22 protein-coding genes and 1 pseudogene are annotated in these 25,531 nt (G+C 41.4%); 17 read left to right on the top strand and 6 right to left on the bottom strand.

The genetic code is table 11. The features are described 5' to 3' along the window. The first annotated feature begins 95 nt into the window (after window positions 1-95). The 3 genes from MKY35_RS24770 to MKY35_RS24760 are packed head-to-tail and all read left to right on the top strand — an operon-like array spanning window position 96 to window position 3,615. Window positions 96-2,468 (top strand): helicase C-terminal domain-containing protein, encoded by a 2,373-nt coding sequence (locus tag MKY35_RS24770; RefSeq protein WP_342446704.1) that lies wholly within the window; start codon window positions 96-98, stop codon window positions 2,466-2,468. Next, window positions 2,458-2,967, top strand: a complete 510-nt coding sequence (locus MKY35_RS24765; protein ID WP_104497668.1) for a MarR family transcriptional regulator — start codon at window positions 2,458-2,460, stop codon at window positions 2,965-2,967. The genes MKY35_RS24770 and MKY35_RS24765 overlap by 11 nt, the downstream gene beginning before the upstream one ends. Window positions 2,968-3,006: 39 nt before the next feature. Next, a complete protein-coding gene (locus MKY35_RS24760; RefSeq protein ID WP_165145922.1) occupies window positions 3,007-3,615 on the top strand; it encodes a pentapeptide repeat-containing protein in 609 nt (202 codons plus the stop codon). Between the two features lie 81 nt (window positions 3,616-3,696). On the opposite strand, the gene MKY35_RS24755 is transcribed toward MKY35_RS24760, so the two are convergent. Then, window positions 3,697-4,290, bottom strand: coding sequence for a hypothetical protein (locus MKY35_RS24755; protein ID WP_342445084.1), 594 nt, complete (start codon window positions 4,288-4,290; stop codon window positions 3,697-3,699). Window positions 4,291-4,501: 211 nt separating this feature from the next. Here MKY35_RS24755 and MKY35_RS24750 point away from each other — a divergent pair, with 211 nt between their 5' ends. Then, window positions 4,502-5,458, top strand: coding sequence for a nucleoside hydrolase (locus MKY35_RS24750; RefSeq protein ID WP_013312477.1), 957 nt, complete (start codon window positions 4,502-4,504; stop codon window positions 5,456-5,458). A gap of 140 nt (window positions 5,459-5,598) precedes the next feature. Here the strand turns inward: MKY35_RS24750 and MKY35_RS24745 are convergent, their stop codons facing one another. Then, on the bottom strand, window positions 5,599-6,783 hold the full coding sequence (locus tag MKY35_RS24745) for a HAMP domain-containing sensor histidine kinase (protein WP_342445083.1): 1,185 nt from the start codon (window positions 6,781-6,783) through the stop codon (window positions 5,599-5,601). 372 nt (window positions 6,784-7,155) lie between these two features. Here MKY35_RS24745 and MKY35_RS24740 point away from each other — a divergent pair, with 372 nt between their 5' ends. The 13 genes and pseudogenes from MKY35_RS24740 to MKY35_RS24680 all read left to right on the top strand — a co-directional run bounded on the left by MKY35_RS24740 (window position 7,156) and on the right by MKY35_RS24680 (window position 23,249). Beyond that, a complete protein-coding gene (locus MKY35_RS24740; RefSeq protein WP_342445082.1) occupies window positions 7,156-7,761 on the top strand; it encodes a hypothetical protein in 606 nt (201 codons plus the stop codon). Next, the gene (locus MKY35_RS24735; protein ID WP_342445081.1) at window positions 7,733-8,275 is read left to right on the top strand and encodes a hypothetical protein; all 543 of its coding nucleotides are present in this window, start codon (window positions 7,733-7,735) and stop codon (window positions 8,273-8,275) included. Before MKY35_RS24740 ends, MKY35_RS24735 begins: the two co-directional genes overlap by 29 nt. Beyond that, window positions 8,272-8,649 (top strand): DUF4280 domain-containing protein, encoded by a 378-nt coding sequence (locus tag MKY35_RS24730; RefSeq protein WP_342445080.1) that lies wholly within the window; start codon window positions 8,272-8,274, stop codon window positions 8,647-8,649. Before MKY35_RS24735 ends, MKY35_RS24730 begins: the two co-directional genes overlap by 4 nt. A gap of 51 nt (window positions 8,650-8,700) precedes the next feature. After that, window positions 8,701-11,546 (top strand): annotated as a pseudogene (locus tag MKY35_RS24725) (phage baseplate assembly protein V). A 38-nt stretch (window positions 11,547-11,584) separates the two neighbouring features. After that, the gene (locus tag MKY35_RS24720) at window positions 11,585-12,991 is read left to right on the top strand and encodes a discoidin domain-containing protein (protein ID WP_342445079.1); all 1,407 of its coding nucleotides are present in this window, start codon (window positions 11,585-11,587) and stop codon (window positions 12,989-12,991) included. Between the two features lie 158 nt (window positions 12,992-13,149). Then, window positions 13,150-14,613, top strand: coding sequence for a discoidin domain-containing protein (locus MKY35_RS24715; RefSeq protein ID WP_342445078.1), 1,464 nt, complete (start codon window positions 13,150-13,152; stop codon window positions 14,611-14,613). 191 nt (window positions 14,614-14,804) lie between these two features. Continuing rightward, window positions 14,805-16,055, top strand: a complete 1,251-nt coding sequence (locus MKY35_RS24710) for a discoidin domain-containing protein (RefSeq protein ID WP_342445077.1) — start codon at window positions 14,805-14,807, stop codon at window positions 16,053-16,055. Window positions 16,056-16,079: 24 nt separating this feature from the next. Next, window positions 16,080-17,270 carry a hypothetical protein gene (locus MKY35_RS24705; RefSeq protein ID WP_342445076.1) on the top strand — a complete coding sequence of 397 codons (1,191 nt, stop codon included), beginning with the start codon at window positions 16,080-16,082 and terminating at the stop codon, window positions 17,268-17,270. Window positions 17,271-17,329: 59 nt separating this feature from the next. Beyond that, the gene (locus MKY35_RS24700; protein WP_342445075.1) at window positions 17,330-18,484 is read left to right on the top strand and encodes a hypothetical protein; all 1,155 of its coding nucleotides are present in this window, start codon (window positions 17,330-17,332) and stop codon (window positions 18,482-18,484) included. Next, entirely contained in the window at window positions 18,481-19,638 is a 1,158-nt protein-coding gene (locus MKY35_RS24695; RefSeq protein ID WP_342445074.1) for a hypothetical protein, read from the top strand. Before MKY35_RS24700 ends, MKY35_RS24695 begins: the two co-directional genes overlap by 4 nt. 8 nt (window positions 19,639-19,646) lie before the next feature. Beyond that, window positions 19,647-21,665 carry a DUF4163 domain-containing protein gene (locus MKY35_RS24690; RefSeq protein WP_342445073.1) on the top strand — a complete coding sequence of 673 codons (2,019 nt, stop codon included), beginning with the start codon at window positions 19,647-19,649 and terminating at the stop codon, window positions 21,663-21,665. Window positions 21,666-21,686: 21 nt separating this feature from the next. Beyond that, the gene (locus MKY35_RS24685; RefSeq protein ID WP_342445072.1) at window positions 21,687-23,081 is read left to right on the top strand and encodes a hypothetical protein; all 1,395 of its coding nucleotides are present in this window, start codon (window positions 21,687-21,689) and stop codon (window positions 23,079-23,081) included. Window positions 23,082-23,108: 27 nt separating this feature from the next. Beyond that, a complete protein-coding gene (locus MKY35_RS24680) occupies window positions 23,109-23,249 on the top strand; it encodes a hypothetical protein (RefSeq protein ID WP_342445071.1) in 141 nt (46 codons plus the stop codon). Window positions 23,250-23,319: 70 nt separating this feature from the next. On the opposite strand, the gene MKY35_RS24675 is transcribed toward MKY35_RS24680, so the two are convergent. From MKY35_RS24675 to MKY35_RS24660, 4 genes are all read right to left on the bottom strand, one after another. Further along, the gene (locus MKY35_RS24675) at window positions 23,320-23,664 is read right to left on the bottom strand and encodes a hypothetical protein (protein WP_342445070.1); all 345 of its coding nucleotides are present in this window, start codon (window positions 23,662-23,664) and stop codon (window positions 23,320-23,322) included. A gap of 47 nt (window positions 23,665-23,711) precedes the next feature. After that, window positions 23,712-24,056, bottom strand: a complete 345-nt coding sequence (locus MKY35_RS24670) for a hypothetical protein (protein WP_342445069.1) — start codon at window positions 24,054-24,056, stop codon at window positions 23,712-23,714. Between the two features lie 194 nt (window positions 24,057-24,250). Further along, window positions 24,251-24,607 carry a hypothetical protein gene (locus MKY35_RS24665; protein WP_342445068.1) on the bottom strand — a complete coding sequence of 119 codons (357 nt, stop codon included), beginning with the start codon at window positions 24,605-24,607 and terminating at the stop codon, window positions 24,251-24,253. Window positions 24,608-25,140: 533 nt separating this feature from the next. Then, window positions 25,141-25,494, bottom strand: coding sequence for a hypothetical protein (locus tag MKY35_RS24660; protein WP_342445067.1), 354 nt, complete (start codon window positions 25,492-25,494; stop codon window positions 25,141-25,143). Window positions 25,495-25,531: the final 37 nt, after the last annotated feature.

Below are 25,531 nucleotides of genomic sequence, written 5' to 3'. Positions count from 1 at the left end.
TCGGTAAAAAGTAGGCATGAGTGAATACCAATCGACTACAAACGATTCTTATGTCCCTTACGTTTCGTTTATCTACGTGGTACAGTGAAAGGACTATGACCGGAACGGGTGATCGTATGAAGGAACCAATTCACATATCGGTGCGTCCACTTGTGGAATATGTGCATCGGAGCGGCAGCATTCATAGCGGCTTTCGATCGAATAGCAGTATGCTCGAAGGAACTCGCGTGCATCAGGTTATCCAGAAAGGTTACAAGGAGCATGACCGCAAAGAGGTACATTTACGTACAGAAATTCCGTATAAGGACGAATTGTTTATCATTGAAGGCCGCTGTGACGGACTGATTGAGCTGGATGGCGTATGGACGGTTGATGAAATTAAATCGATTTCTTTGCCTCTCGAAGATATTCAGGGTGACGGTCAACCCGTACACTGGGCGCAAGCATTTCTGTATGCCTATATGATTGCTCGTGAGGAACAACATCATTCCATGCAGGTCCAGCTTACTTACGTACAGGCACACAGTGAGGACATTCGCCGATTTAGGCGCGAGCTATCCTTTGCTGAGCTGGAAGCTTTCGCACAGGAGATGATTGCTGGTTATGCACCGTATGCATTCCTGCTGAGAGCACATGCGGAAAAGCGGGATGCCAGCATTGCGATGTTGAATTTTCCCTTTGACACGTATCGTTCGGGTCAGCGAACGCTCGCGGGTTCGGTGTACAAGACGATTGCCGAAGGGGTTAACCTGTTTGCCAAAGCGCCTACGGGTATCGGTAAAACGGTATCCACTTTGTTTCCTGCGATCAAGGCGATCGGTGAGGGGCAGGTTAGGCGAGTATATTATGTAACGGCTCGTACCACCACTCGGGCAGCAGCCGAAGAAGCTTATGCCAGAATGCAGGCCCAAGGGCTGCACATGCATGTGGTGACTTTGACTGCGAAGGATAAAATTTGCTTTAAGGATGAAAATGATTGTGACGCTGGATCATGCAGCATGTGCGAGGGCTATTACGACCGGATCAACGGTGCGGTATCCGATATTTTGGCGAATGAGACGTTAATGACCCGGGCGGTGATTGAGCGTTATGCACGCAAGCATAAGGTTTGTCCCTTTGAATTTTCGCTGGATGTGGCGTATGCCTCGGATGGTATAATCAGTGATTATAATTATGTTTTCGATCCACGGATTTCTCTGAAAAGATTGCTGGAGGAGCACAAGCGAAAAGGTGTCGTACTGGTGGATGAGGCGCATAATCTGGTAGAACGCGGCCGGGACATGTTTTCGGCGGAAATTTTGAAATCTTCTTTTTTGGAACTGAAACGAGAATTTAAGTTGCTAAGTCCAGAGATTGCTGCGACTGCGAGTGCAGTGAACGCACATATGATTACGCTGCGCAAGCAATATGCAGATACAGGAAAAGCAGTGGAGACAGCAGCACCGCAAGAGGTGTTGGAGCTGCTGGTGCCTTTTGTGGAAGCAGCTGAACGTGAACTGGTGACGGGGGGCAGTGCAAGCCACGCAAGCGGTGAGGGTACGGCTTATGCATTGCTTCTAGATACGTATTTTACTGCTCAGAATATGCTGCGGATTGCTGCTTTATATGATGAACGGTACGTTACTTATGTGGAAGCAGGGCGCAGTGAGGTGAGGGTAAAGCTGTTCTGCCTCGATCCTTCTCACTTGCTGGGACAAGCTATTAAGGGCTACCGCTCAGCCATTTATTTTTCCGCGACGTTGACACCGCTTGCTTATTACCGGGACATGCTCGGAGCAAGTGAGGAAGATTATACGTTACAGGTTCCTTCCCCTTTCCATCAGGAGCAATGGGATGTACGTCTGCTGCCGCTCTCCATCCGTTATCGGGATCGCGAGCGTTCCAAAGGGGCGATTGCGGATATGCTGGCTGCATTGGTTGTGGAACGGAAAGGAAATATGCTTGTGTTTTTCCCGTCCTATCCATATCTGCGTGAGGTATATGAGGAGTTCATGCTTCGGGACGTGTCCACAAATACGTTGGTACAAAGTCCGGGGATGACCGAACCAGAGCGGGATCAATTCCTAGAGGCCTTCCAGCCTGGGCAAGAGCACACCTTGCTTGGCTTTGCTGTACTGGGTGGTGTGTTTGCTGAAGGTGTCGATTTACCGGGTGATCGCTTAAATGGGGTAGTGGTCGTCGGCGTCGGCTTGCCGCAAATTGGAGCAGAGCGGGATGTGCTGCGGGATTATTTCTCGGAACAGGGACGGAATGGTTTCAACTATGCGTATGTATATCCAGGGATGAACAAGGTTCTTCAGGCAGGTGGCAGGCTTATCCGCACAGAGCACGACGAAGGGTTGTTGGTCCTGGTAGATGATCGTTTTGCCAAGGAGCCGTATGCTTCTTTGCTGCCAGATGAATGGAAAAGCTACCGTTTGACGGAACAAGCGGGTTTAAGGAAGGAATGGATGGACTATGAACTTTAATTTTCATAATGACTCCATACGCGGGGTGCTGCGTAGCTTTGGACATGAAGATGCCGACTTAGATAATATAGAGACTTTTGTGACATTTGCGCGCTTGGCTAACGGTATTTTCAGAGAAATGGATACAGATTTGACCAAGTTGGGGGCTTCTCAGGGTCGGATTATTGTGCTTAGCCTGTTGCATTGCCACTCGCCGCATCGCATGACACCGTCAGAGTTGGCGGAAAAGGCTGATGTGACGCGTGGAACCATGACGGGGTTGATCGACGGATTAGAGCGAGATGGCATGATTGAACGTGTGGCTCATGAGAGTGACGGACGGATGGTGACTGTCGGATTAAAAGAGGCAGGACGAGAGCTATTAAGTAAGATAGTCCCTTATTATACGAAGCTGATTCGGTCGTGTATGTCTGAGTTTACGCCGCAAGATCATAAGATGATGAAGGGGTTACTGGGGAAAATGAAAGGCGGTTTTGAGCGGTCCTTGCCGAAATGCTGAATTCCTGATATAGGGAATAAGGAATAGGAGAGAGAGAACATGTTCTTTTATACAGATGAGGTCTATGAAGGCCGTGATTTTGGCTCAATGGATGCCAGAGAAGGCGAGTGGAGAAATTGTGAGTTTACCCGATGTCGCTTTCGGGGTGTGGAGATGAATGAGTCTCTCGTGGAAGGCTGTACTTTTGTGGACTGTGATTTTACCGGAGCCATTCTGAATGCATCTCACTACAAGGAGTCGGCTTTTACCAATTGTTTGTTCACCAGCGCCAATCTGTTCGTAGTCCGGTTTGATAACTGCAAGCTGGTAGGTTCAGATTTTGCGGGGGCCAATATGGATGGTATCACAATTACGGGTGGAGACTGGTCTTATACGAATTTGCGTCATGCAGATTTAAGAAAACAAGATTTGCGAAAAATACGATTCAAGGAAGCCGACTTATCCGAATGCAATTTGGAAAAAGCAGATTTGCGAGAGGCTGATCTTAGCCGGGTAAGACTGCACAAAGCCCATCTTCAAGGAACAGACCTGCGCGGTGCGAAGATGGATGGTGTGAATTTTAAAGATCTGGACATCACCGGAGCTAAGTTGGATATCGAGCAGGCAGTAGCGGTGGCCCGCTCCTATGGAGCCAAGGTAGAAGGCTAAAAAGCACGGGATACCGGAGCTGGTTTTGATCTGGAGTACCCCGTGCGGGTGAAATGGATGGCTGGCTCGAATGTGAAGAACTTAATCTTTAGGGGGTGCCGGCAGTAGTGGAATTGCTGCTTCCGGGTTCTGGTTTGGGAAATGATCAACTCCCACAGGCTCTAGAGGCTGCTGTGGAACCGTCCAGTTGCGCGCGATATCTGCGGCAGTTCGCTGTTCCAGCAAGCGTTTGGCTACTTCATAACATTGATCGACATGCCGATTGCCAATGGTTCGCATAGCAGTAAAGCCAATTGCCGCGGCTATCCCTTGCCCCAGAAGGGGAACAAACTTGCTGACCTGCTTGGTAGCGATCCGAATACCCATTTTTTGTAGAATCTGCACGATGGCTTCACGGGTGATGAGCCGCCCGATCAGCTTGCTGCCAATTGAGGTGATAAAACCATACACCATGGATTTTGTTTCTGCGTCCAGACCTTCCAGCTGCTTCTCAGATAATCCGAATTTTCCATTAATGGCTGGCAGTAGCTGCATCAAAATGCCAACATCAGCAAGAACGTCAGCCCCTGGAACTGGAACTAATACCGCTCCACCAGAAGCCGCAGCCCTTTTCGTCACCATGGATTTACACTCTCTACGGATCTGCTCCAACTCTTCTATTGTTTGGGCTGTCATATGCATCTCTCCTTCATACACTTCCGATTAGGACCCATGATTCTACCCTGTTATTACACACATTTCTACCTTTCTTAAGCATGGAGTAAGCAAAAAATCCCTGATTCACGCACTATCGCACATTTACTCCTATGGAGCGATCAGGCATAATGAAGGATGGTTGCCGATAAGAACAAGCCTGTTTTACGGGGATAAAGGAAGGAAGAGACAGATGAGTCAGACAAACGTTTATTTTAATCATGATGGTGGAGTGGATGATCTAGTATCCCTTTTTATGCTGCTTCAGATGGAGCAGGTTCATTTGACCGGAGTATCGGTGATTCCAGCAGATGGTTACCTGGAGCCTGCGACGGATGCCAGCCGTAAAATTATTGATCGTTTTGGACAAAATAAAGGGCCTGTGGAAGTCGCAAAGTCTAATTCACGGGGTAAAAATCCGTTTCCTGCCGCTTGGCGTTTACATTCCTTCTATGTGGATGCATTACCCGTACTGAATGAATCGGGGCGTATGGAAGCACCGCTTTCATCCCTGCCAGCTCATCAGCATCTGATCGAAAAGGTACGCGGAGCCGAAGGTAAGACGCTATTGCTATTCACTGGACCGCTAACCGATCTGGCGCGAGCGCTGGATGAAGCACCGGATATTGAAGCAAAGATTGAAAAGCTGGTATGGATGGGCGGCACCTTTGAAAAGGGGAATGTGGAGGAGCCGGAGCATGACGGTACAGCAGAGTGGAATGTGTTCTGGGACCCGGAAGCGGCATATCGGGTGTGGCAAAGCGGCATCACGATTGATCTGGTAGCGCTGGAAAGCACAAGCAAAGTGCCATTAACTCCAGCAGTACGCAATCGTTGGGCTGCCGAGCGCCGATATGAGGGCGTGGATTTCCTGGGCAACTGCTACGCGGGATGTCCGCCGCTCGTCTATAGCGAAACGAACTCAACCTACTACTTGTGGGATGTACTGACCACTGCATCCGTAGGACGCCCGGACATTGTCAAGAAAAAGACGGTGCATTGCAGCGTTATCGCAGAAGGACCAAGTCAGGGCAGAACGGTGGAACAGGCGGATGGACGTCCTGTGAATCTGGTGTATGATACAGACCCGGAAGCCTTTTTTACGTATATGGCCGATTTGGCCAAGCTAGCTGCTCCCAAACGTTACTAAGACCGGCTATGCATAAGCGTGCGGCTTAGAGCAACCATACTGCCTAGTAGCACGTAATCCATAACATAAAGCCCGTGAACGTTATGCGTCACGGGCTTCTATTACATGATATACCATATCATCACTAGCTAATTTCAGTTTCAGGCTGACTTCTGGTATGTTTTCAGGGTGAACTGGAGCGTTATCTCCGTCCCGCTACCAGGTTCACTCCTCCCTGTCATCTTACCCTTCATTCGTTTTAATAGATGTTTGGTAATCTGCCAACCCAAGCCTGGATTACCATATGAGGGGGAGTACCCACGGTCATGTTCAAGCCACAATTTCAATTTATTCGGAGATATACCGATTCCAGTATCCTTCACCTTTAATTCCAGTTCAACCTCAGGTGCATCGGTCACAGATCGGGTGGTTGCAGATAAAGTGACGGCTCCTGTGTTTGTAAACTTCACTGCATTATCTACCAAATTAATCAGCATACGGCGAATTTTAGCCTCATCCCCGATAAAAATAGGCGAGCTGGTGAGATTCCAGTCGAGCTTCAACTCTAGACTCCGTCGCGCAGCTACCTCTGTATACAGGCTCAATACATTTTCCATCATCGTTCTCAGATCAAACGGATCTTCAATATCATCGATCTGTCTGGACTCTATATTGCTGTAATCCAAAATATTACTCAACAACGTCATGAGCGAGTGACTGCTCGACTCCATGATGCTCATATATTGTTGTTGTTCCTCTGTTAACTCTGTCGTCAGCATGAGATCGGTGGCTCCCCATATTTCGGTTAGCGAAAACCGAATTTTATTACTCAGGGAAGAGATCAAATCCAACTTGTTTAGGGAAGAGATTTCAGCATCGATCTTGTCTTTCTCCAGTTCCACCACATAACCCAGAAATACAGCCATAACCTGTAGGGCCTTCAGTTCGGATTCTGTCAAATGTTCAGATGGCGCGTCCAAGATACAAATGGTTCCGTAAGCCTGACCATTTTTCATGCGAATAGGGATTCCTGTAAATGAGTGGTTTCCCATGGTTTTAGTCACATCTAAATCGCATGTGTGCGGGTGAATAGTCGTTTCTGAAATCGTGAGGTGATCCGCAGGATGGTCCAACACCAGACTGCAATAGCTAAGCTCAAAAGGGAGCACATCCCCTTTCTTAACGAGTATCTCTTCCCGGTTAAATGAATCAACGATTACATTCGTAATCCCATCATTAGCGGCAATGAAAATGGTATTTACATGCAAAATATCACTCAACACATCAATGACATGCGCGGTAGCCTCTTGAATACTATTATAAAAACCTGTAGGTGAAGTAGTCATGTATCTCCAATCCTGATGCAAAGTGGTGGTTATCCAAAAACTTTAGCAGTTTGTGTATCCCATTCCCGATCCTCTGAATGTGTTTTTGGAGCGTATCATTAATTATACATGATTATTTCATTATAAACCGATCTTTCTACTTCCATTTACCTATTCGCTTGCGCAAACCTTCATTTTTTAGGTCTAATGCTAGCCTTTCTGGGAAGGTTTTTGTTTGTATTATTACACATTCACGAAAATATATGATTATATTCATTCTATTTTCATAAATTCATATGTAATCTCATGATATGAAAATTGTGTAATAAAATAGGAGGATAGAACCAGTAATATCATGTAAAGATTCTATATAATAGGTTCAGAGGTGGAATTATGAATAGACAGGAAGCCCTACAACACTTCCTTAAGACCTATGCAGAAGATGTATTGAACCAGAAATTACATCAGGCAGCGTCTTTGTATGAGCATAGAAAAGAGGAACTCATTTTTTCTTTTATTCAATCCTTTCAATCAATCTGCCTGCAAGCCCATTCTTCAGAAGTGGCCAAGACAAGGATCGGATACATTACTTATTCTATGAGGCGCACGTATCTGATGGATCGCAACTATAACTATGTCGTCGAAGCCTATGATAAAAATTGGTTCTTTGATCCTCAACCTTGTTATGGAGCCTATGATGCAGGCTGGGCATTCAGCTTTTTGGGAGAATTGGAGGATGAATTGAATCAGCTTCGAAAACCTTATATGAACAAGATTTTTCAGCCTGATGTGGAGCGATTTGTACTCCAAGCTGCAGGGAAATTTCATCAATATATTCTGAAATTAGCGAAAGATGCTATTCAGCAGGCTGTACATTTACCTGAATTCAAGGCCTTGAAATGTGAGGACGATTTGGAAGTAAGAATAGGGGAGTATAAAGGAATCAGTGAGGTGGTGTATTCAACAGCTTATGGAGTATTACATAATTCAACAGGATAATCGTATTACAGAGTATATGTATCCAGTAGAGATGAATCGCAGGCAGTTATTGGAATGGGCAGAAAGCTCATCATGTGCCGATGAAGAATCTATTTTACAATTTTATGTATCAGGTGATGCGGACTATATTGATTTTATAGAGCATCCGTTACCCATCGTTTCGGAACAACTAAAGGAAATCTTTGATATATATCAAGCCGGATTAAGCTGGAAGTTAGTTGTTTTTGCCGATATGCAGCGAATGCAGCAAACGAGGTATTGGCTGGCAAATCCGCCTAGCCTGATGTGTTTATCACCACGCAGTGAATATCATAGGGACGGTACACTGAAGAAAATCATTCTAGATGAATATAAAGTAGAGGATCATAAAATATTCAGGGTTCAGGATGCCAATCATCATATCATTGTAGATCTTGATGTGGCTGAATGTATTTTGAAGTTCAATCTGGCAGGCTTGAAATTACAAAAGGTCGATACAGAGGGGCCATCTATACAAAGGAGAGTCCAAGAATGAGTGAGAGCTATGTAGTGGATGGGGCACAGATACATTGTAGCTATGGAAGTCATACGGGAAGATTTAGTGTTTCAGCTAACAGGGGAATTAGTATTGGTGACAAACTGCAAGGGAATATTCAGGATTTTCATCCACAGACGCATATCCCTGCATTCGGAATGTGCCGTAGTATGCATAATCCTGCAGTTTCTTCTGCTAACAAAGGGAATTCCGGAAAAATCATTCCGCAGTCCTGCAAACCGAGCGTTTCTATGCCTTGGTTGAATGGAAAAAAGGATGTATACGTAGATCAATCTCCGGCTCTGATGAGCTGCTCCACGAACTTATGCATGTGGTGTGGAAAAATCTCGTTCACCACAGACGGGCAGGAATAGTTAACAGATTGTAGGATTTGCATCACATGAAAAGCAACCGGGGGGAGTAAGATGGGACTGGCAGGAACTGTGCTGACTTATGGAAATATTAAAGTAAATGCACCGTATGAGATTATCAGGCTGCTTGATTTTGAATTGACACAGAAGATAAATGAGCACGGCAAGGTGTACATTACTGCTCTCATACCGGATGAGGACCATGCGAAGTATGACGGTTTAGCACATGATGAGGATGTGCTAGAGGTATATGAGATGGATGAAGACCGAGGGACAGTTAGCATCTTTAAAGGAATCGTCACCAATATTAGAATTGCATTCAAAAATGGCGTATATCACATGTACATCGAGGCTGCCTCTTTTACATATCTGATGGATCAACAACGGAAAAACCGTTCGTTTCAAAACGGCAAATTGACATATTATCAACTATTCCGCGAACTCATAGATGCCTATCCACATGGGGATTTTATCGACCTGACGGACAGCAATCAAAAGTTAGATGGCTTTACTATTCAGTATGGGGAGAGTGACTGGGAGTTTCTGAAAAGAATGGCCTCTCATCTACAAACTGGACTGATTGCCGAGATTACGTCCGTGTTCCCGAGACTATGGTTAGGTGCCTCAAAAGAACAGGTGAAAGGTGAACTGCGCAGCATTAACTTTTCCCTCCAAAAAACAAAGTCAGGCCCCCGGTATACATATGCTGAAGTAGAGGATACGAAGCGTTTTGAACTTGGAGATGTGGTCGTGTTTCGACGAAAGCATTGGGTTATTGATCAGATTCATGCAGAGATGAAGCAAGGCATTATGACATATGGCTACGTTCTTGTTCCGGGAGCAGGCATTCCTAGGGAGGTTATACATAACCCGTTAATCAAAGGTACCTCTATTGAAGGGAAAGTTATTGATTTAAATAGTGAAAACGAATCCGTTAAACTTCATCTGTCCGTGGATTCCATGCAGTCCAAAGTTGAAGGGTGCTGGTTTTCTTACCCCACTATGTATACCGGAGATGGAATCGGTTGGCATTGCATGCCTGAGCTGGGGGATCATGTCCATTTGTATTTTCCATCCAACAATGAAAAGGAGGCTCGTGTAGTTCAATCCCTGCGTAAGAGAGACTACAAAGGAGATGAAATCAGTCAACCGTCAAGAAAGCTAATTCATACCAAAACACAAAAAGTGGCGAGATTCGATGATAAGGAATTAGCCCTCTCCACCCAGAAAGACAAGATACTGGTACGCTTAAATCCTGCATCTGGTATTCATGTGTACAGCCATCACGATCTCACCTTTCACGCCGATACAGACCTAGTACTGCACGGCAAAAAGGTACAAATGAACGCTACTCGCGAAATATCTCTGACGTGCAAAACTAGCTATATCCGAACCGATGGAGCACTTCATATCAAGGCTAGTAAGTTCATGAAAAATCAGGTGCCTGATGCCGAACTGAAAGCTTATAAATCCCTGATTCAAGAATTGAAGGGAAAAGGGTATCCGCAATGGGTGCAGAATTTGCTGCTTCAATTTAAAACGGACTACTACAAAGCCGTGGCAGCCGGGGACAAAAAAGGGACCAAGGAAGCAGCGGCCAAGGCCAAGCAATTGCGTCAGCAGGTGGCAGAAATAGATCGTATGCCTGCCTGGGCCAGAGCGCAAATGCATGAATACACGTCCCAGTGGTGGGAAGCGCATGGAGCCAACGACAAAGCCAAGCAAAAGCAGATGCATCTTCTCGCGAACCAACTGCGTGACAACGTGCTAATCAACGAGCTGATTCGTGGTCATTCAGCCAAATCCTATCTGGATGCGAATCGGCTGGAGGAGCTGTCCGGACAATACGCAGATGCGGCCCATAAGCTGATGTTGCCGATCAAAAGGCTATTGCTAAGGAAGCGGCTGCCCTGCGTAGTAAGTATGGCGTGAACAGCCTGCTTGCCAGAGATAATTTGAACAAGCTTGCCAAGAAGTATCCAGACAGCTTCTCGTACAAGCTACCAACTACAGGCGATTGGGATAAGGAGCTCAACGCCGCTTTGCATGATTTTGCGAAAAAATACGGCCTGGAAAATAAGGGATATGGTCGTGATGTGCTGGCCGTATACCTGCATCAAGTAGCCAATGGTATTCTTCCATGGCCTAAGGTTAGCAAGGCTGCAACGCCAGTAGCTCCAACAACGAAAACGGAACCGGGTAAGAAGCCGCCGACTACTCCTGAAAAGCCGCCGAAGGAGGAACCAAAGCCATTAGATCCCGAGGATTATAAAGATGGATTGGTAGCGGTGAAAACGATTGAGAAGTATATAAGCAGTAAGGGTATAAAAGGTAATCAGGCTCGAGCTCTGTACAGAATAAACGATTACACGAATAACAGCATTGTTCAAAAGGAATTGTCCTCGAACCATAAGGCACCCCTTGTGTTTTTCTTTGAAGGGGATGGTTCTTATAGTTATGCACAACGCGATCACCCAGAAGGTCGATATGGAGCGATGACTATTGTGGTGATAGAGGGCGAGATTAAGTATACAAGCAAAAATGCCAGCACACTTCCTGATTATGAGAGCAAGTATAAAACGGTTAAAGATGGAGTATACGAGTTTGTAGGCGGGTTGCATTTGAGTACTTATCCTGCTTTGCGTATTCGGAATGGTGCACCAGTTCCAGCAACCAAAGGAAGTCAAAAAAAGGATTGCACAGCAGAAGGTGTAAATATACACCAGGGCTATAATGCTGATAAAAAGCCTAAACCAACTTCGACAGCTTGTATAACGCTTCATAAAGACGAGTATGTAAGATTCCTGAGTTCAGTAGGCGTGGTGAAGAATTCATTAAATGAAAAACCTAATCCTATAAAAGGACTAGCTATTCTTGATCGGAAGGATAGAACAAAGTGAAGATAATCAGAAACATATTAATTATTCTTTTTTTAATCATGTTGTCAGCATGTAATGCTTCTCAAAAAGCCCCTACTTCCTTTTCTTCAAAAACGGTAGATATGACTTCAGAAGTGGTGGAATCAGCTAATAAAAATGATAAAACGGAGCTTGTTAAAGAGAATAGCAAGAAAGAATGGGCTTTAACCGTAGAAGAAGGCAAAGAAGATCCAGCAGAATTTTTGGTTCAGCTGGAAGGCTCAAAAGTTGAACGGTTCTTAAGTGCCGAGAAACTGATTAGTCTCCTACAGTCGAAGGAGGATAAAGAGAAATATCGAGATTCCTATATAAGTGTAGGGAGAATCACAGATGATGGGAATCAAATCGCATTCGTATTAGATTTATTTAAAGAAGCAAGATTAATAATACAAATTTATGATTTAGATTCCGGTAACAAAGCAAATGAATTTCAGTTACCTTATAACCACCCAGTAATTTCTTCTGATTTAACTAAGTATTTATATGAGAAAAAAGATAAAGCGTATATATATGACACGTTAACTGATCAATCAACAGCTATTCGATTAGATGGAAGTTCTATAGATGTAGATGACATTAATCAAGGACAATTTTCTCCAGACAGTACCCAGTTCTGTTTTACTGACACCCAGCAGAATATTGTTATATTTGATGTATCAAAATATAGAATCATTAAGAAAATCCATATAGATTCTGGTATGGCGATAGTTAACCAATGGGTTCAGAAAGATAAAATAATCTATTCCCTTGATTCTATGTCAGTAACTAAAACGTACCTGTTAAATGTAAGTAATGGAGAGGAGCGCCTTTTAGGCAAAGGGATGGAGCGACCTTTAATGTCTCGTGATGGGTCGAAGTTATGGTTTGAAAAGTTAGACTCACCGTCCAATTATAAACTGAATATAAATACAGGCTTCGAAAGTAAAGCTGCACCCATCACTACAATTGATGGAAGTATGGCAACACCTGTGCAGTGGTTTTATACCGCTAATGACTTTTCTAAATATGAAAGTGAAATAAAAGTGCATCAAATCAAGGCTTCATCCACTCTATTAAGTGAAGGTAGCCAGTCTTATGATGCCCAAAATCTGCTGGATGGGAATAAAGCTACTGCATGGTGTGAAGGCGTGAAGGGCAACGGGGAAGGAGAAACAATAGTATTAGATCTGGGCTCTTTACAAAAGGTAAATGGCATCCAAATTATTAATGGATATGCTAAGTCTGAAAAAAGTTATCGGGAAAACAATCGAGTTCAGAAACTAAAGTTGCAATTCTCAGACGGCTCCTCTCTGGAATTGAATGAATTTAACGCACGCAAAAATTTTAAAGAACCCATTTATACCTCATTTATTAAACTTACTATTTTATCGGTTGAACGTGGAACGAAATATCAGGATACATGTATATCTGATCTACGACTTTTCTAGCATTCTTAACAAAGGAGAAGGCATATGAAGTGGAAAGAACCAACGTTTGGTGCAACACCTATGTTGAAAGCTTTAACAATTGCTAATGCACACAGGAAAGCAGGGGCTTTTGATCTGGCAAAAGGATTTTGTTGAGAGTTTAACGGAGAGGAGAAATCATGCGTTATATAAAAGCAGTTTTAATTATTGTTTTTTCAGTGCTGATATCTGCATGTACCGCAAACACAGGAGGGGACACTGCTACGTCTTCGCAGCCCCCCAATATACCATCAAGTAATGAAGTTAAGGTAAATCAGGATGCTACAAGGGGGACTGAAAAGAAGGCAAGTTGGCTTTTAAATGGTCAAGAAGGCGTAGAAGATCGAGTTCAATTCTTAACCAATTTAGATGATCCTGCTGGAGAAACTAATATCCGTATCGACGACCTGATTGACACCATGCAAACTCGGGAAGAACGTCTAAAATATCGTGGCTCACAAGTATATGTTGGGGAAATAACAAGTGACGGCAGTCGTATGTCGATTATCAGAGATGTTTATGGGGAGCAACCAGAGGAGATGCTCATTATTGAAGTGTACGATCTGGACGCGGGAGAAAAAGAACGAGAGTTTAAATTGCCGCCAACGGCTCAATATCCTGTGATCTCTTCTGATTTAAGCAAATATCTATACGTAATGGACGGACGTTTGTATTTATATGATGCAATAAGTAAAAAAACTACAGAATTGAAGACTAACAAAGGCAAAGCGGATGTTAGTAATATTGCTCAGGGAGTGTTTTCACCGGATAACACCAAGTTATGTTTTGTTGATGATCAGACAGGGATCGTAATGCTTGATCTATCCGGTGATAGTGGTACGAAGCTTCTGCTTGCAGGCACTGATGTCTCGAGTATTATGCAATGGGATCAGGAGAACCGACTTATTTATACCACTTATAAAAAAGATAATACTTTCATAAACGATATTTATTCACTAGATATACACACTGGAAAAGTACAGTTTATAACTAAAAATGAGGGCGATTTTATTTTATCCCCAGATCAAAAAAAATTGGTTCTGGCAGATGATGAGGTTGTAAAAATGTTCATGATTGATGTAGCTAGTGGAAAAAAAGAAGATATTTCGTCCATTGTAAGTGGTGAAGGAACCTGGGTAGTTCCAATACAGTGGATCGAAACAAAAACCAATTATATGAAATATAGCAACAAGGTCAAAGTGAAAAAGGTTACGGCCTCTTCCACACTTCCTAATCAGAGTAACTATTCTTTTAATGTGAAAAATTTAACGGACGATAATAATTTAACCCCTTGGTGTGAAGGAACGAAGGAAGGCGGAATAGGAGAAACAGTAACTATAGATTTGGGTTCAATTCAAGAGGTCAGAGGTTTGGAGATGGTTGACGGTATTATACGAGTTAACAATAAGTATTTAGACATAAATGCAATCCAAAAAATGAAACTTGATTTTTCGGATGGACAATCTGTGGTGCTTGAGAATAATGACACCCGCTTCAAGTTCGATGAACCTATACGGACATCTTTCGTTAAAGTTACCATTCTAGAAGTCAAAAATGGCACGGATTTCCCCAATACTTGTATAGGTGAGCTGAAGTTATTGTGATGAGCAGTAGAAAGCGAAATAAAACTGCGGTATGGATAAGTAAAATTGCGTTATTCGTCATGATCTTTTCCATGCTATGCGGGTGTATACAATCGAATGAGGGCCAAAAAGTAGTACAGGAGCGGAAGAACACTCATGCTTCTGTCTCTCAGTCTAAAAAACTTCCTCCAGCAAAGAAGGCTGTAAATTGGTTGCTTTTTGAAGCGGAAAATGGAAACATGCCTGTGGATTATCTCGCTGACATGGATGATCCTACAGGCAATACCTATATTGATTTAGACGACATTATAGGTAAATTACATGCAAGTGAAGGTGAAACGTATCCTGAAAATGAGTTGTATCTGGCTGGTTTATCGGATGATGGAAAACATATCGCTTTATGTAGAGAATCGCAGGATTTGGATTATTTAATCATTAAAATCTTTGATCTGTCTACCACAAAGAAAATAACTGAATTTCAGGTGCCGAATAGGGACTACGCCGTTATGTCTCCTGACTTTCGGAAGTGTGTTTACACAGAGGATGCTGCCTTTTTTTATTATATAAATCAGATGCAAAAAACGAAAGCATTAGGACATTTAAACGATGGCCACTATCTCGTTCTTCCCGTGTTCTCACCTGACAGTAACCAATTTGCCCTTGTCAATAGTAACCATAATATATTGATCTATGACTTGTCCAAGAACAAGCTAATCCAACAAATCAAGTCAGGATTAGACGGCATACAGATTGAACAGTGGCTTTATAACGATAATTTACTGCTCTTTTCTTACGATCTTGATAAGACGTATTTGCTCAATATCAGAACAGGAGAGAAGAGGTTATTAATGAAAGCCACAAACTCTCCTGTTATAACCTCGGATAACCACAGGGTTGCTTATTTGAACTCGAAGGGTGAAATGCAACAACGAGACATCCAAACAGGTCTGCCTATAAAATACTCCAATGTATTCCATAGGATAGGCTATAACGTGTCCCCTACACAATGGATACAAACTACAACGGATTTGATGAAATATCGGAAAAGCATTCCGGCACAGAAAATTGTTGCTTCATCTACACTTCCAGATCAGGCAGGGAACTCCTATGCTGCCCGTAACATCATGGATGGAGATGCGAGCACAGCCTGGTGCGAAGGGGTTAAGGGAGACGGGATCGGGGAGTGGATCAAAATTGATTTCGGCTCTATGCAAGAACTGAAGGGGTTTGAGCTTATTAATGGTTTAGCTAAGTCATCCAAAGCTTTCCAAGCAAATAATAGAGTTAAACGAATGAAACTAGAGTTTTCAAACGGGCAGACCATGATGATAGATAATGATTTTATAAGCAACGAATTTCTTGATAACCCCATTCATACCTCTTTCGTGAAAATAACGATTGAGGCCGTAGAGCGAGGAAGCAAATATCACGATACCTGCATGTCGGAGATACGATTCTTCTAGTATTCCTAACAAAGGAGAAGGCATATGAAGTGGAAAGAACCAACGTTTGGTGCAACACCTATGTTGAAAGCTTTAACAACTGCTAATGCACACAGGAAAGCAAAGGCTTTTGACCTGGTGGCAGAGCAGAAGAAACAAAAACTAAATTACCCAGACTGGGCCCAGACCTGGATGCGTAAATACAAAGAAGATTGGTATATTGCTCAAGTCAATGGTGACGAGGTAGGTATGCGTAAAGCGCAAAAACTGGCAGAAGGACTTCGAAGCAAATTACGCGAAATGGCCACATTCCCCAAGTGGGCTCAAGAGCAAATGCAAAAAGAAACCGTTCGTTGGATGACTGCGGAGGCAAGTGGAGATATCAGGGAAAAGCTGGCTGCCGAGAAGGCGGGACGAGCTATACGCGAGAAGCTAGGTCTGATTGATATGAGTACTAAAGCACCACCAGAAGTACCCGTTACCACCGAATCGAAAGATGAACCTACAAAAACGAACGTAAAGACTCCGGCTGGAAAATGGATACCTGCTGAATTCCAGTATAACGGTAGTTCTAAAGCTGAGAAAACATTTAAAAGACGCTCATTAAAATTCACTAAAATGCAATGGAATCAGGAAAAGATACACGGTTTGTGGGAAGCTACAAAAAAGATACAAGAAACGTATCATATCCAGATTGACCCCCGTCTTTTGTTAGCAATTATTATTCAAGAAGGAACTGGCAGTTTTAACACTAGTAGTACAAATAGAGCGGCCGATGGTGAGCATGGTGCTGAAACTAATTATGCCAAAGATTTAATGAAAGCCAATAGTTTAGTATTTGGAAAGATATTGGGCTATATATACTATGGTCAGGAATTTAGACAAGCCGTAGTGAAAAACAATAAATTAAGTGGTATTACAGGCAAAGGGGACGTTTTTCAATACTGCAATTGGTTCACGCCCATCATTAGAATGAAATCCAAGCGAGTTGAATGTGGAATATACGCTAGCGATAACCTTTGGGGTGAAAATGTGCGGGAAATATACAATATATTTAGTGGAAATGAAGCTTCTAACTATGAACAATATCTGTTGAGTCTTGATAAAAGTGTAACTCAGAAAATTGCTGCATCCGAAGGTATTAAGCTTCCTAATTTTAAATTTAAACCTACCCAAAATGGTAACGATAGCAGAAAAAATGATACGAATGAGTGGAGTATCGTCGGTGAAAGATAAATCACAATTCGAAATGAGGAAAAGAAGTGTACAAACCAAGTTACGGTTATTGCATTATAATGCTTATAATGATTTTTGGAGTAACTGCGTGCGGTTCTACAAGTATCAATAATTATAAAAGTGAGAAAACAGTTAGCGTCAAAGACGAGAGCACATGGAACTATCGAAGTGAAAAAGTCGAAAAAGCCCAGAATATTGCTTCTGCCGATCCGGAGTCCCTTCAGGACGACGACTTTGAGGTCTCATATCGATCACATAAGATTGATAAGAATACGGATATTAAAGAACTTATCCATAAGTGGGGTTACAGTGAAGGATTTGAAGCTAACAATAGAGGATATAATAGTGGGAATGGAACATATAGAAGATGGAGTCTGTCCTATCCTAACTATGAGGAGCCAGAAATAAGATTTGTAGTTTTATCTAAGATTGAACTTGAAGGGGAGGAACTGGTGGATGGTGAAAGCTATTTAGTAGCCGTGAGTTTGGAGAATCCCAAGTTTAAAACAAAAAGAGGCTTGAAGATCGGTGATACCCTTGGCAAAGTACTACAGCTCTATGGCAAACCGAGTATTGTAACAAATGGGAGTCTGCTTTATTCCAAGAATGGCTTACATTTGAGGATTCAGTGGGATACTGAAACGGAAAAAGTAAATAATATCTTCATAGAATATAATATGGAGAAATCCATAGAACAGCAACGTAGTGCTGATTATGTAGAAGAGGATGCTCAGCCCGACCCTGATCTAGAACCATATACTATTCAAAGGGAACAATCATTTACTACCATTCTTAATGGATGGGGAGAAGTAAAGTTTATATCCACTTTAAAAGATGAGGAAACAAATGATCTGATACACGCAAAGTTTTTTTTGGAAGTTAACAGTGACGAATATGCGGAAAAGAAGATACTATACGATTTCCCCGAATTTTATGGTAACAACGGTAGAATGATCGACAGGATCAAGGCAGTAAGTTTTAAGGATTTGAATCAGGATGGACGTACAGATATTGTTATTATTGCTGATTATATCACCGGAGTTAATGCACACGGAATAGAAACGCTCCCTGTCGCGGGGATTTACTTTCAGAAAAAGGACAGTACGTACACTACCCTGCCTGAATTGGATAAGAGTATTAATCAAACAGGCCACAACCGAACGCTTCAAAATATCATTCAATACGTAAGCAAACAACGTATAAACGTGCAATGAACAATGTGAAAAGGGAGTTTTTTGAAATCAACTTTATAAAACAAAATAAAATACTATTTTTAATATTGTTATTTAGTCTGCTATTGAATGGATGTTCTGAACAACCTACGAATGAGAAGCAGCAAGCAGTTGAACCCATCAAACCTAGCACTCAAATGATAGAGAAAAAAGCTGTGACTGAACCAGAGTCTGCTGCTCAAAAACAAGATCGGAATAGCAATATTGTGAATCCGATTAATAAAAGAAATGAAAATAACGCCATAGATTCTAACACATTAGATCAGTTTATAAAGAAAATCCAACCCCCAAATGAGCAGCTTCAAAAAATAATAAAAGAAGATTTGGACCATGATGGAAAGCCGGAATATGTGCTTGCTTTTGGATTAGAAAAAGAGGAGATTTACAACATATTTGTAGTCCGGGAGGATGCTGGCTATCACATCATTGGTAAATTAGAGGACCCAATTATAGTTGCACATCTTAATACAGACATGAAGATCATGAAGCTGGATCAAACAGAACAAAAGTTTATCGTAGTATATTCCACTAGCGAAGTGGATGAGGCCGAAGGATTTTCTATATTTACTTTAGACCATAACCGAATTAGCAACCTGAATTACAATTATCCAGAAGCAACAGGGCAAGGAATCAGGAAGCTGGAGGATATTAATAAAGATGGTGTTTTTGAGGATGTGAGTTACTACCGTTTTCAGGATACTCAACAACATACGATAATAACATATCAAAAATTCGACAGCAGCGGACCCGAAAAAACAAAAGTACTATACGAGAATGGAAATAAAAAATTTGTATGTCCTACGGTTCCTAAAGATATTATCCAAAATTATTTGGAAGATCATTATCTTATGAATCGCTTCTTGATACACTTGCCTGAAATGGCGGAAATCACTGCGTTGTCAGCAAGTCCGAAAAATCATTTTGAAGATATCATAGATTTTTCCGCTATGGACTATACAGGATTAGACTTGAATGTAAAAGAGATTGCTTATGAGGCTAATCAGCGGGTGTTTTTGGTAAAGAGTAGCTCAGAAGAAGAGGAGTCAAACCAAGGACTTCTATTTACATTAGAAAAAAAGTCAGGCAAGTGGAAGATTATGAGTATAGAGATGAACGATAAATTGCAGAAAGCGTGATATCCAGCATGAATTACTTGAAGTACGGGCGAGCTTCTTGCGTCCTATTATTACTCATTTCCTGTGTAGCGCTGAATGGATGCATGAAGGAACAGAATTCTCCAGCAACTAAAACAAATCATGCGCTTTCTCTCCAAAATAACGATAAAACGATTTCCTATTCGAAAAAGCTGGACACGCTAGTGAAAAAACTCCATATAGTCAACGATGAAAATAAGGATTCTGATACCAGACAAAATAAGCTAGAGGAGTTCACACAGGAACTTAATTTGTTGTTAAATGAGCCTGAAAGTGTAGAGATGAAGGATGAAGAATTAGTAGAAAAGTTCGATAATAATCTCACTATCTTAACAAAATCGTTTCCGTTAAAAAGTGGGAAGCTAAACGTTAGGGTTATGAATTATAGAGCACCTAAAACGGTGACAGGTACGATCGGAAATAAATACACATTTATTCAGTGGTGGAGTTCGAAGCAACTTGTACACGCCCAGATGCTTGAGGATGGCGGGCCAGAATTGACTACAGACTTTGTGGTTCGAGATTCAGACCAAGGAATACAGTTGTGGTTAGGGGGATATGTTTCAATATATCATCCAGATCCCGTATTTGTTGCGTTGTGGGAATTCTCCGGGGAAAAATGGACACAGAAAGAAATAGTAACAGATAAGATAAAGCTTCCGGATGCGTGGGAATTGAACGAGGATATAGATGAGCTTATTTTAGAGAATCGACAACATGATAGCATGAGTATCGAGGTTTTAGACCACGGCGATGGTTTCTTCATAAACAGTGATGATTCTGAACAAAACCTTATCATTGAGTTCTCCAAAAGTGGAGAAGTCCGTATTGATTCCGAATATAGCACCGCCTTGAATACTCATAGTGAACGGCAAAGCTATGAACTCATTCAAGAGGAATATTCAAAAAATGGGATCGTGATTAAATACCCTCAAATTATAAAACTCAAGGATATTGCAAAGCAGAAATCTTTAAACAAAATTCTTAAGGCTGATGCTTTAGAAGGATTACAAAACTATGCGGATTCCAATGCTGGAGTCCATGTCGAAATTGATTATGAGATCAAACGAGAAAGTGAACGATTCTTGAGTGTTCAATATACGGGTATTCATTATGTGAAGGACGCAGCCTATCCTACTCATATGTTTTATACGACGAACCTGGATATGAAGCAGGTTTCAAGAATAAGGTTGAGGGATCTGGTAAAGGTCGAGAAACCTTTTATTGAGCTTATAAAAAGCGGGAAGATTACAGCTGTTCAGCCGGAGCAACAAGGATTAATTGGTGATTTCACAAAAGATGATTTGATTCAATTGTTAACAAATGCGGATGTAACCAAAGGTTCGCTTGCGGAAGTAGAAATGGAATCGTTTAGTTATTTCACAAATGATTCATTGGGGATGAGTGTACCTATGGCACATGTGGTAGGGGACCATGCGGAGTATGAAATTCGTTTTGCACAAATTCCAGAGAATATTAGGCAAAATGAGGAACTATGGAGTGAGTTAAGTTCCGTTGAGGATCAGTCTGTTTCCACAGTTAGCGGTGAAAAGTTGAATACCGACCAATATGAAATTGAAGAGTCGCAGTCTTTTCAAACTACTTTCGAAGGCTTTGGGAAAGTACGGTTTGTATCGACTCAAGCAAATAAAGATGAAATTCCCAAAAACTACTTTTTTCTATTAGATGACCAAGAGCGAGTTATATATTCATTTCCAGATTTATATGGAAATGAATGGTGGTATGCTGATGAAGGCATAGAAGCAGTGGCTTTCAAGGATGTAAATAAGGATGGATTAAAAGACGTTATCATTATTGCTTATTATGAAACGGGCTCTGGACCAGATGGTGCAAAGCCATTCCCTATAGCAGACATATATTTTCAGAAGAAAAATAAAACCTTTACCACGCTCTCTGCATTAGATGAGGCTCTCAACGATCAGGGACATAATCAAACCATTAAAGATGTCATACAATACGTAAGCAAACAACGGATAAACGTAAACTAACCGACATAGAGGAGCGGTAACATGGGATATCCAATCATCAAGTATAATGGAACAGTTTTATCTCTCAAAAATCCGAAAGTTAAAGTTGTACAGAAAATGAATGAGCATGTGAAGGTCGTTTTGACAGGTGTATTAACGGGTGCTCAAATGGAAGAATATACAGATCATATGGAAGCAGGGGCGAAGTTAGTTGTTTCTTATATGAATGACGATCATAAACAGAGTGTGCTATTTCGAGGGCCAGTCACGCAGTTCAGAATCAAGATGGTATCCAATGTAGCTCATTTGGTTGTCGAAGCTCTATCTTATACAAGCCAGATGGATGAAATACCTCATAGACAATCCTTTCAAAATGTGAAGATGAAGGTGCAAGCATTACTTGAACATGTACTCAAATCCTATCCCAAAGCCAATTGTACGAGCCGCTTAAAAGATCAGCTTTTACAGGAATTTACGATGCAATTCGACGAAACGGACTGGTCGTTTCTAAAACGTATAGCGTCTCGGCTTGGTTGGGGACTAATACCTGATCCGATTGGAGAAAAACCTCAGTTTTATTTTGGATTACCGGCTGGTGTCAATCAGCGTGAGCTCAGGCAGTATAACTACTCCATGACGAGAAAAACCAAACCAGGAGCCAGCAAGGGTGACAACCTTTTATATTATAAAGTGCAAACGACAGGGGCTAGAGATGTCCTGCTGCAAATTGGGGCGGAGGTTAAATTTAAAGGGAAAGCTTTATACGTCCTGCAGTCTGTTGCGTTTATACGACATAGTGCTTTGTGGCATGAATATGTGCTGACTACAGCGGATGGAATAAAACAGGATTTGATTGTAAATGAGGACATTCGGGGCATGTCATTGAAATCCAAGGTCATTGGAATCGAGCAGGATCATGTGAAGGTTTTCTTTTATGAAATGGATAAGGTCAAGCCTAACGTCAAGGAAACCTTCGCTTTTCCAACGGCTACATTTTATACATCGGAAGGGAATACGGGATGGTACTGCATGCCGGAGCTGTTTGATTTTGTAGATATCTACTTTCCGACCGCTAAAGAAAAAGACGCTATTGTGACCCACTCGATCCGAAAGAGATCCAAAGGCGGTGACTTTATTAAGGACCCGTCGACGAAGATCTTTATGACCAAGTACCGCAAAGCCATTATATTTGAGAAAAATGAAATTTTAATCACTGGGAACGACGATGAAGTGGTGATTCGACTGTTGGATGACCACGGCATCGAATTGCGGAGTAAAAAGGACATCCGTGTTAAGGCTGATGGAAATTTGGTATTCAATGCGGGGAACACAATACAGGTCACCGCGAAGGATGCTATCGGTTTAAAATGTAAAACGAGTTTGGTAGAAATGAATGGTAACATCAAAATGACTGGAGAAAAGATAAAGACGCAATAACTAATCCATCGTGAGAGGGTAAAGAATATGGTTAAAGTAACTACAGGAGCAATCGTGAATGAGAAAACACCGACCCAGGAAGATATGGTCCAAGAATGGAAACGTAAAATAAGCAAAGGCGAATATCCCTTTATTTATGTAACTAAGCATAGTACCAAAGGTGAATAGCGTTAAATATGACTAACGACGACTGAAAAAGGCTCCTAGGGAGCCTTTTCTGCAATCATGGTTCAATATTCTAATTCTTTTTAGGATTCCTACTGTCGATGAACCAAGTAGGTCCTAATACATCTAGGACTTCTTTTTTTTCAAAATCGTAAGCGATGGATATCGAGTGATCTTCATGTCCTTTTATATAGCCGATTAGGTAAATCGTGTTATTAACATAGCTACCTATATAGTCATAACTCTTAAATATGAAATCTGCCCTATAGTATTCCTTAATGTACTCTTTTCCAATAGGTATGCCTGTCCGAACGATTTCTTCTTTTTTGACATTCGATGCGTACTGCATGTAATAGAAAACTCCTACCAGAATGACAAGTGATATAAAGACCAAAAGCCATAGTTGTTTCTTTTTCAAGTTGAAATATTCTCCTTAAAATTGAGCTAAATATGCTATACGCTTTCTTAGGAATAAGGTGCATTCTTATCTATAACCCTACTATCAATAAACCAATCCGGTCCCGTAACATTGACGATTTCTTTTGAGTCCAAGTCATAGGATATCCTAATTAAGTCTGTATCGTTTCCTTTTATATAGCCGTAAAGATGTACTCTTGAAAAGACACTGTTTTCTTCAATATTGTAATTTTTTAATACGAAATCCGTATTATAGTGAGTTTTAATATATTTGATACTGACAGTAGTAGCAGACTCCACTATCTCTTCCTCTTGAGCGGTAGAAAAACCACAACCGCCCAGAATGGTTAATATTATGATGAGAACTGTGCAACATTTAAGGATTGTGTTCATTTACGCAACATTCCCCTAACATGCTATTTATAATTTAATGTGAACTACAACCAGAATGCAGTGAACAAGACTTGGTTCTTATTTTTGTTGCAAATATCTCTCAGTAACAGGAAGTATTTTAATGATATTACTTCTTCATATTTAGGAAAAAGTCATCTGTTAGAGGGCTGATTATTTGGGTACTGGACTTGACTTTAGAATGGAAAAATAATCTTTTTGGGATAGCGGCTGTCAATGAACCAATCTGGTCCGGTTACACTAGACACTTCTTTCTTTTTAAAATCGTAAGCGATAGATATCGATTGGCCTTCATGCCCTTTTATATAACCGATTAGATGAACCGTGTTATTAACATAGCTACCTATATAGTCATAACTCTTAAATATGAAATCTGCCCTATAGTATTTCTTGATGTACTCTTTTCCAATAGGTATGCCTGTCCGAACGATTTCTTCTTTTTTGGCATTCGATGCATACTGTATGTAATAGAAGACCCCTACCAGAATGACAAGTAATATAAAGACAAAAAGCCATAATTGTTTCTTTTTCAAGTTGAATTAATCTCCTTAGAATTGGGAGTGAATATGCTACACGCTTTCTTAGGAATAACGAGCATCCTCATCTATAACCCTACTATTAATAAACCAATAACAAACCAACCCGGTCCAGAAACGTTGATCACTTCTTTAGTTTAATAAGTGTAGTGAATGGTGATTTTGCTGTTCTCGTGACCTCTAATATAGCGTAGTTTGTAGTGGATAAGGTTGATGCCGATGGGAGTTGCGACATCTATAACTCTTTTTCTTGAGGTACTGAGAAACCGAATCCTGTCAGAATAAGCGGCGTCATAGAAATATTAGACACAACTTAAAAGGTATGTTCATTTACGTAATCTTCTCCTAACATACAGCTATAAAGTCCTAATCGTTATTAGGTAAGAACTATCACCAAAAATACAATCCTCTCCGACTTTGTTCTCATTTCTGTTCCGATTGATACTCGAAATAAATATAATACATTATAATGATATTGCTTCCTGAGAATGGAAGAGTGAACTTATTTACTGAATAAAGCGAATCTTATTTTATGGAACAGATACGTCCTCCTTGGGATCCTGACTATCGATGAACCAATCCGGTCCAGTTACGTAGAGTACCTTTTTTTTCTTATAGTCGTAATTTAGTGAGATTATCTGACCTTCATGTCCTTTTATATAGCCACGAAGATAAACGGTAGAGTTAACATAGCCGCCAATAAAGTCGTAATTTTTGTATATAAACTCGGCATTATAATGTTTCCTAATGTATTCTTTTCCAATAGGTATGCCAGATTGGACGTATTCTTCTTTTTGTACATTCGCCGTATATTGCATGTAATAAAAGATTCCAACAAGGATTGAAACCAAGGTAAGAGCAGAAAGCCAAATTTTCTTTTTCAATTTTCTTTTCTCCTTTAATGGAAATAATGACTTTTTA

The sequence above is a fragment of the Paenibacillus sp. FSL L8-0638 genome (assembly GCF_038593075.1).
GTDB lineage: Bacteria > Bacillota > Bacilli > Paenibacillales > Paenibacillaceae > Paenibacillus > Paenibacillus polymyxa_D.
The sequence above is the reverse complement of the archived record's forward strand: the minus strand, read 5'-3'. Positions and strand labels throughout refer to the sequence as shown.

Coding starts and splice junctions, on each gene's coding strand:
- MKY35_RS24770 (WP_342446704.1), top strand. CDS start 96: ATGACCGGAACGGGTGATCGTATGAAGGAACCAATTCACATATCGGTG.
- MKY35_RS24670 (WP_342445069.1), bottom strand. CDS start 24,056: ATGAACACAATCCTTAAATGTTGCACAGTTCTCATCATAATATTAACC.
- MKY35_RS24735 (WP_342445081.1), top strand. CDS start 7,733: ATGGAGTATTACATAATTCAACAGGATAATCGTATTACAGAGTATATG.
- MKY35_RS24700 (WP_342445075.1), top strand. CDS start 17,330: ATGCTTATAATGATTTTTGGAGTAACTGCGTGCGGTTCTACAAGTATC.
- MKY35_RS24750 (WP_013312477.1), top strand. CDS start 4,502: ATGAGTCAGACAAACGTTTATTTTAATCATGATGGTGGAGTGGATGAT.
- MKY35_RS24765 (WP_104497668.1), top strand. CDS start 2,458: ATGAACTTTAATTTTCATAATGACTCCATACGCGGGGTGCTGCGTAGC.
- MKY35_RS24715 (WP_342445078.1), top strand. CDS start 13,150: ATGCGTTATATAAAAGCAGTTTTAATTATTGTTTTTTCAGTGCTGATA.
- MKY35_RS24755 (WP_342445084.1), bottom strand. CDS start 4,290: ATGACAGCCCAAACAATAGAAGAGTTGGAGCAGATCCGTAGAGAGTGT.
- MKY35_RS24705 (WP_342445076.1), top strand. CDS start 16,080: ATGAAGTGGAAAGAACCAACGTTTGGTGCAACACCTATGTTGAAAGCT.
- MKY35_RS24695 (WP_342445074.1), top strand. CDS start 18,481: ATGAACAATGTGAAAAGGGAGTTTTTTGAAATCAACTTTATAAAACAA.
- MKY35_RS24690 (WP_342445073.1), top strand. CDS start 19,647: ATGAATTACTTGAAGTACGGGCGAGCTTCTTGCGTCCTATTATTACTC.
- MKY35_RS24720 (WP_342445079.1), top strand. CDS start 11,585: ATGTTGTCAGCATGTAATGCTTCTCAAAAAGCCCCTACTTCCTTTTCT.
- MKY35_RS24745 (WP_342445083.1), bottom strand. CDS start 6,783: ATGACTACTTCACCTACAGGTTTTTATAATAGTATTCAAGAGGCTACC.
- MKY35_RS24740 (WP_342445082.1), top strand. CDS start 7,156: ATGAATAGACAGGAAGCCCTACAACACTTCCTTAAGACCTATGCAGAA.
- MKY35_RS24680 (WP_342445071.1), top strand. CDS start 23,109: ATGGTTAAAGTAACTACAGGAGCAATCGTGAATGAGAAAACACCGACC.
- MKY35_RS24730 (WP_342445080.1), top strand. CDS start 8,272: ATGAGTGAGAGCTATGTAGTGGATGGGGCACAGATACATTGTAGCTAT.
- MKY35_RS24760 (WP_165145922.1), top strand. CDS start 3,007: ATGTTCTTTTATACAGATGAGGTCTATGAAGGCCGTGATTTTGGCTCA.
- MKY35_RS24685 (WP_342445072.1), top strand. CDS start 21,687: ATGGGATATCCAATCATCAAGTATAATGGAACAGTTTTATCTCTCAAA.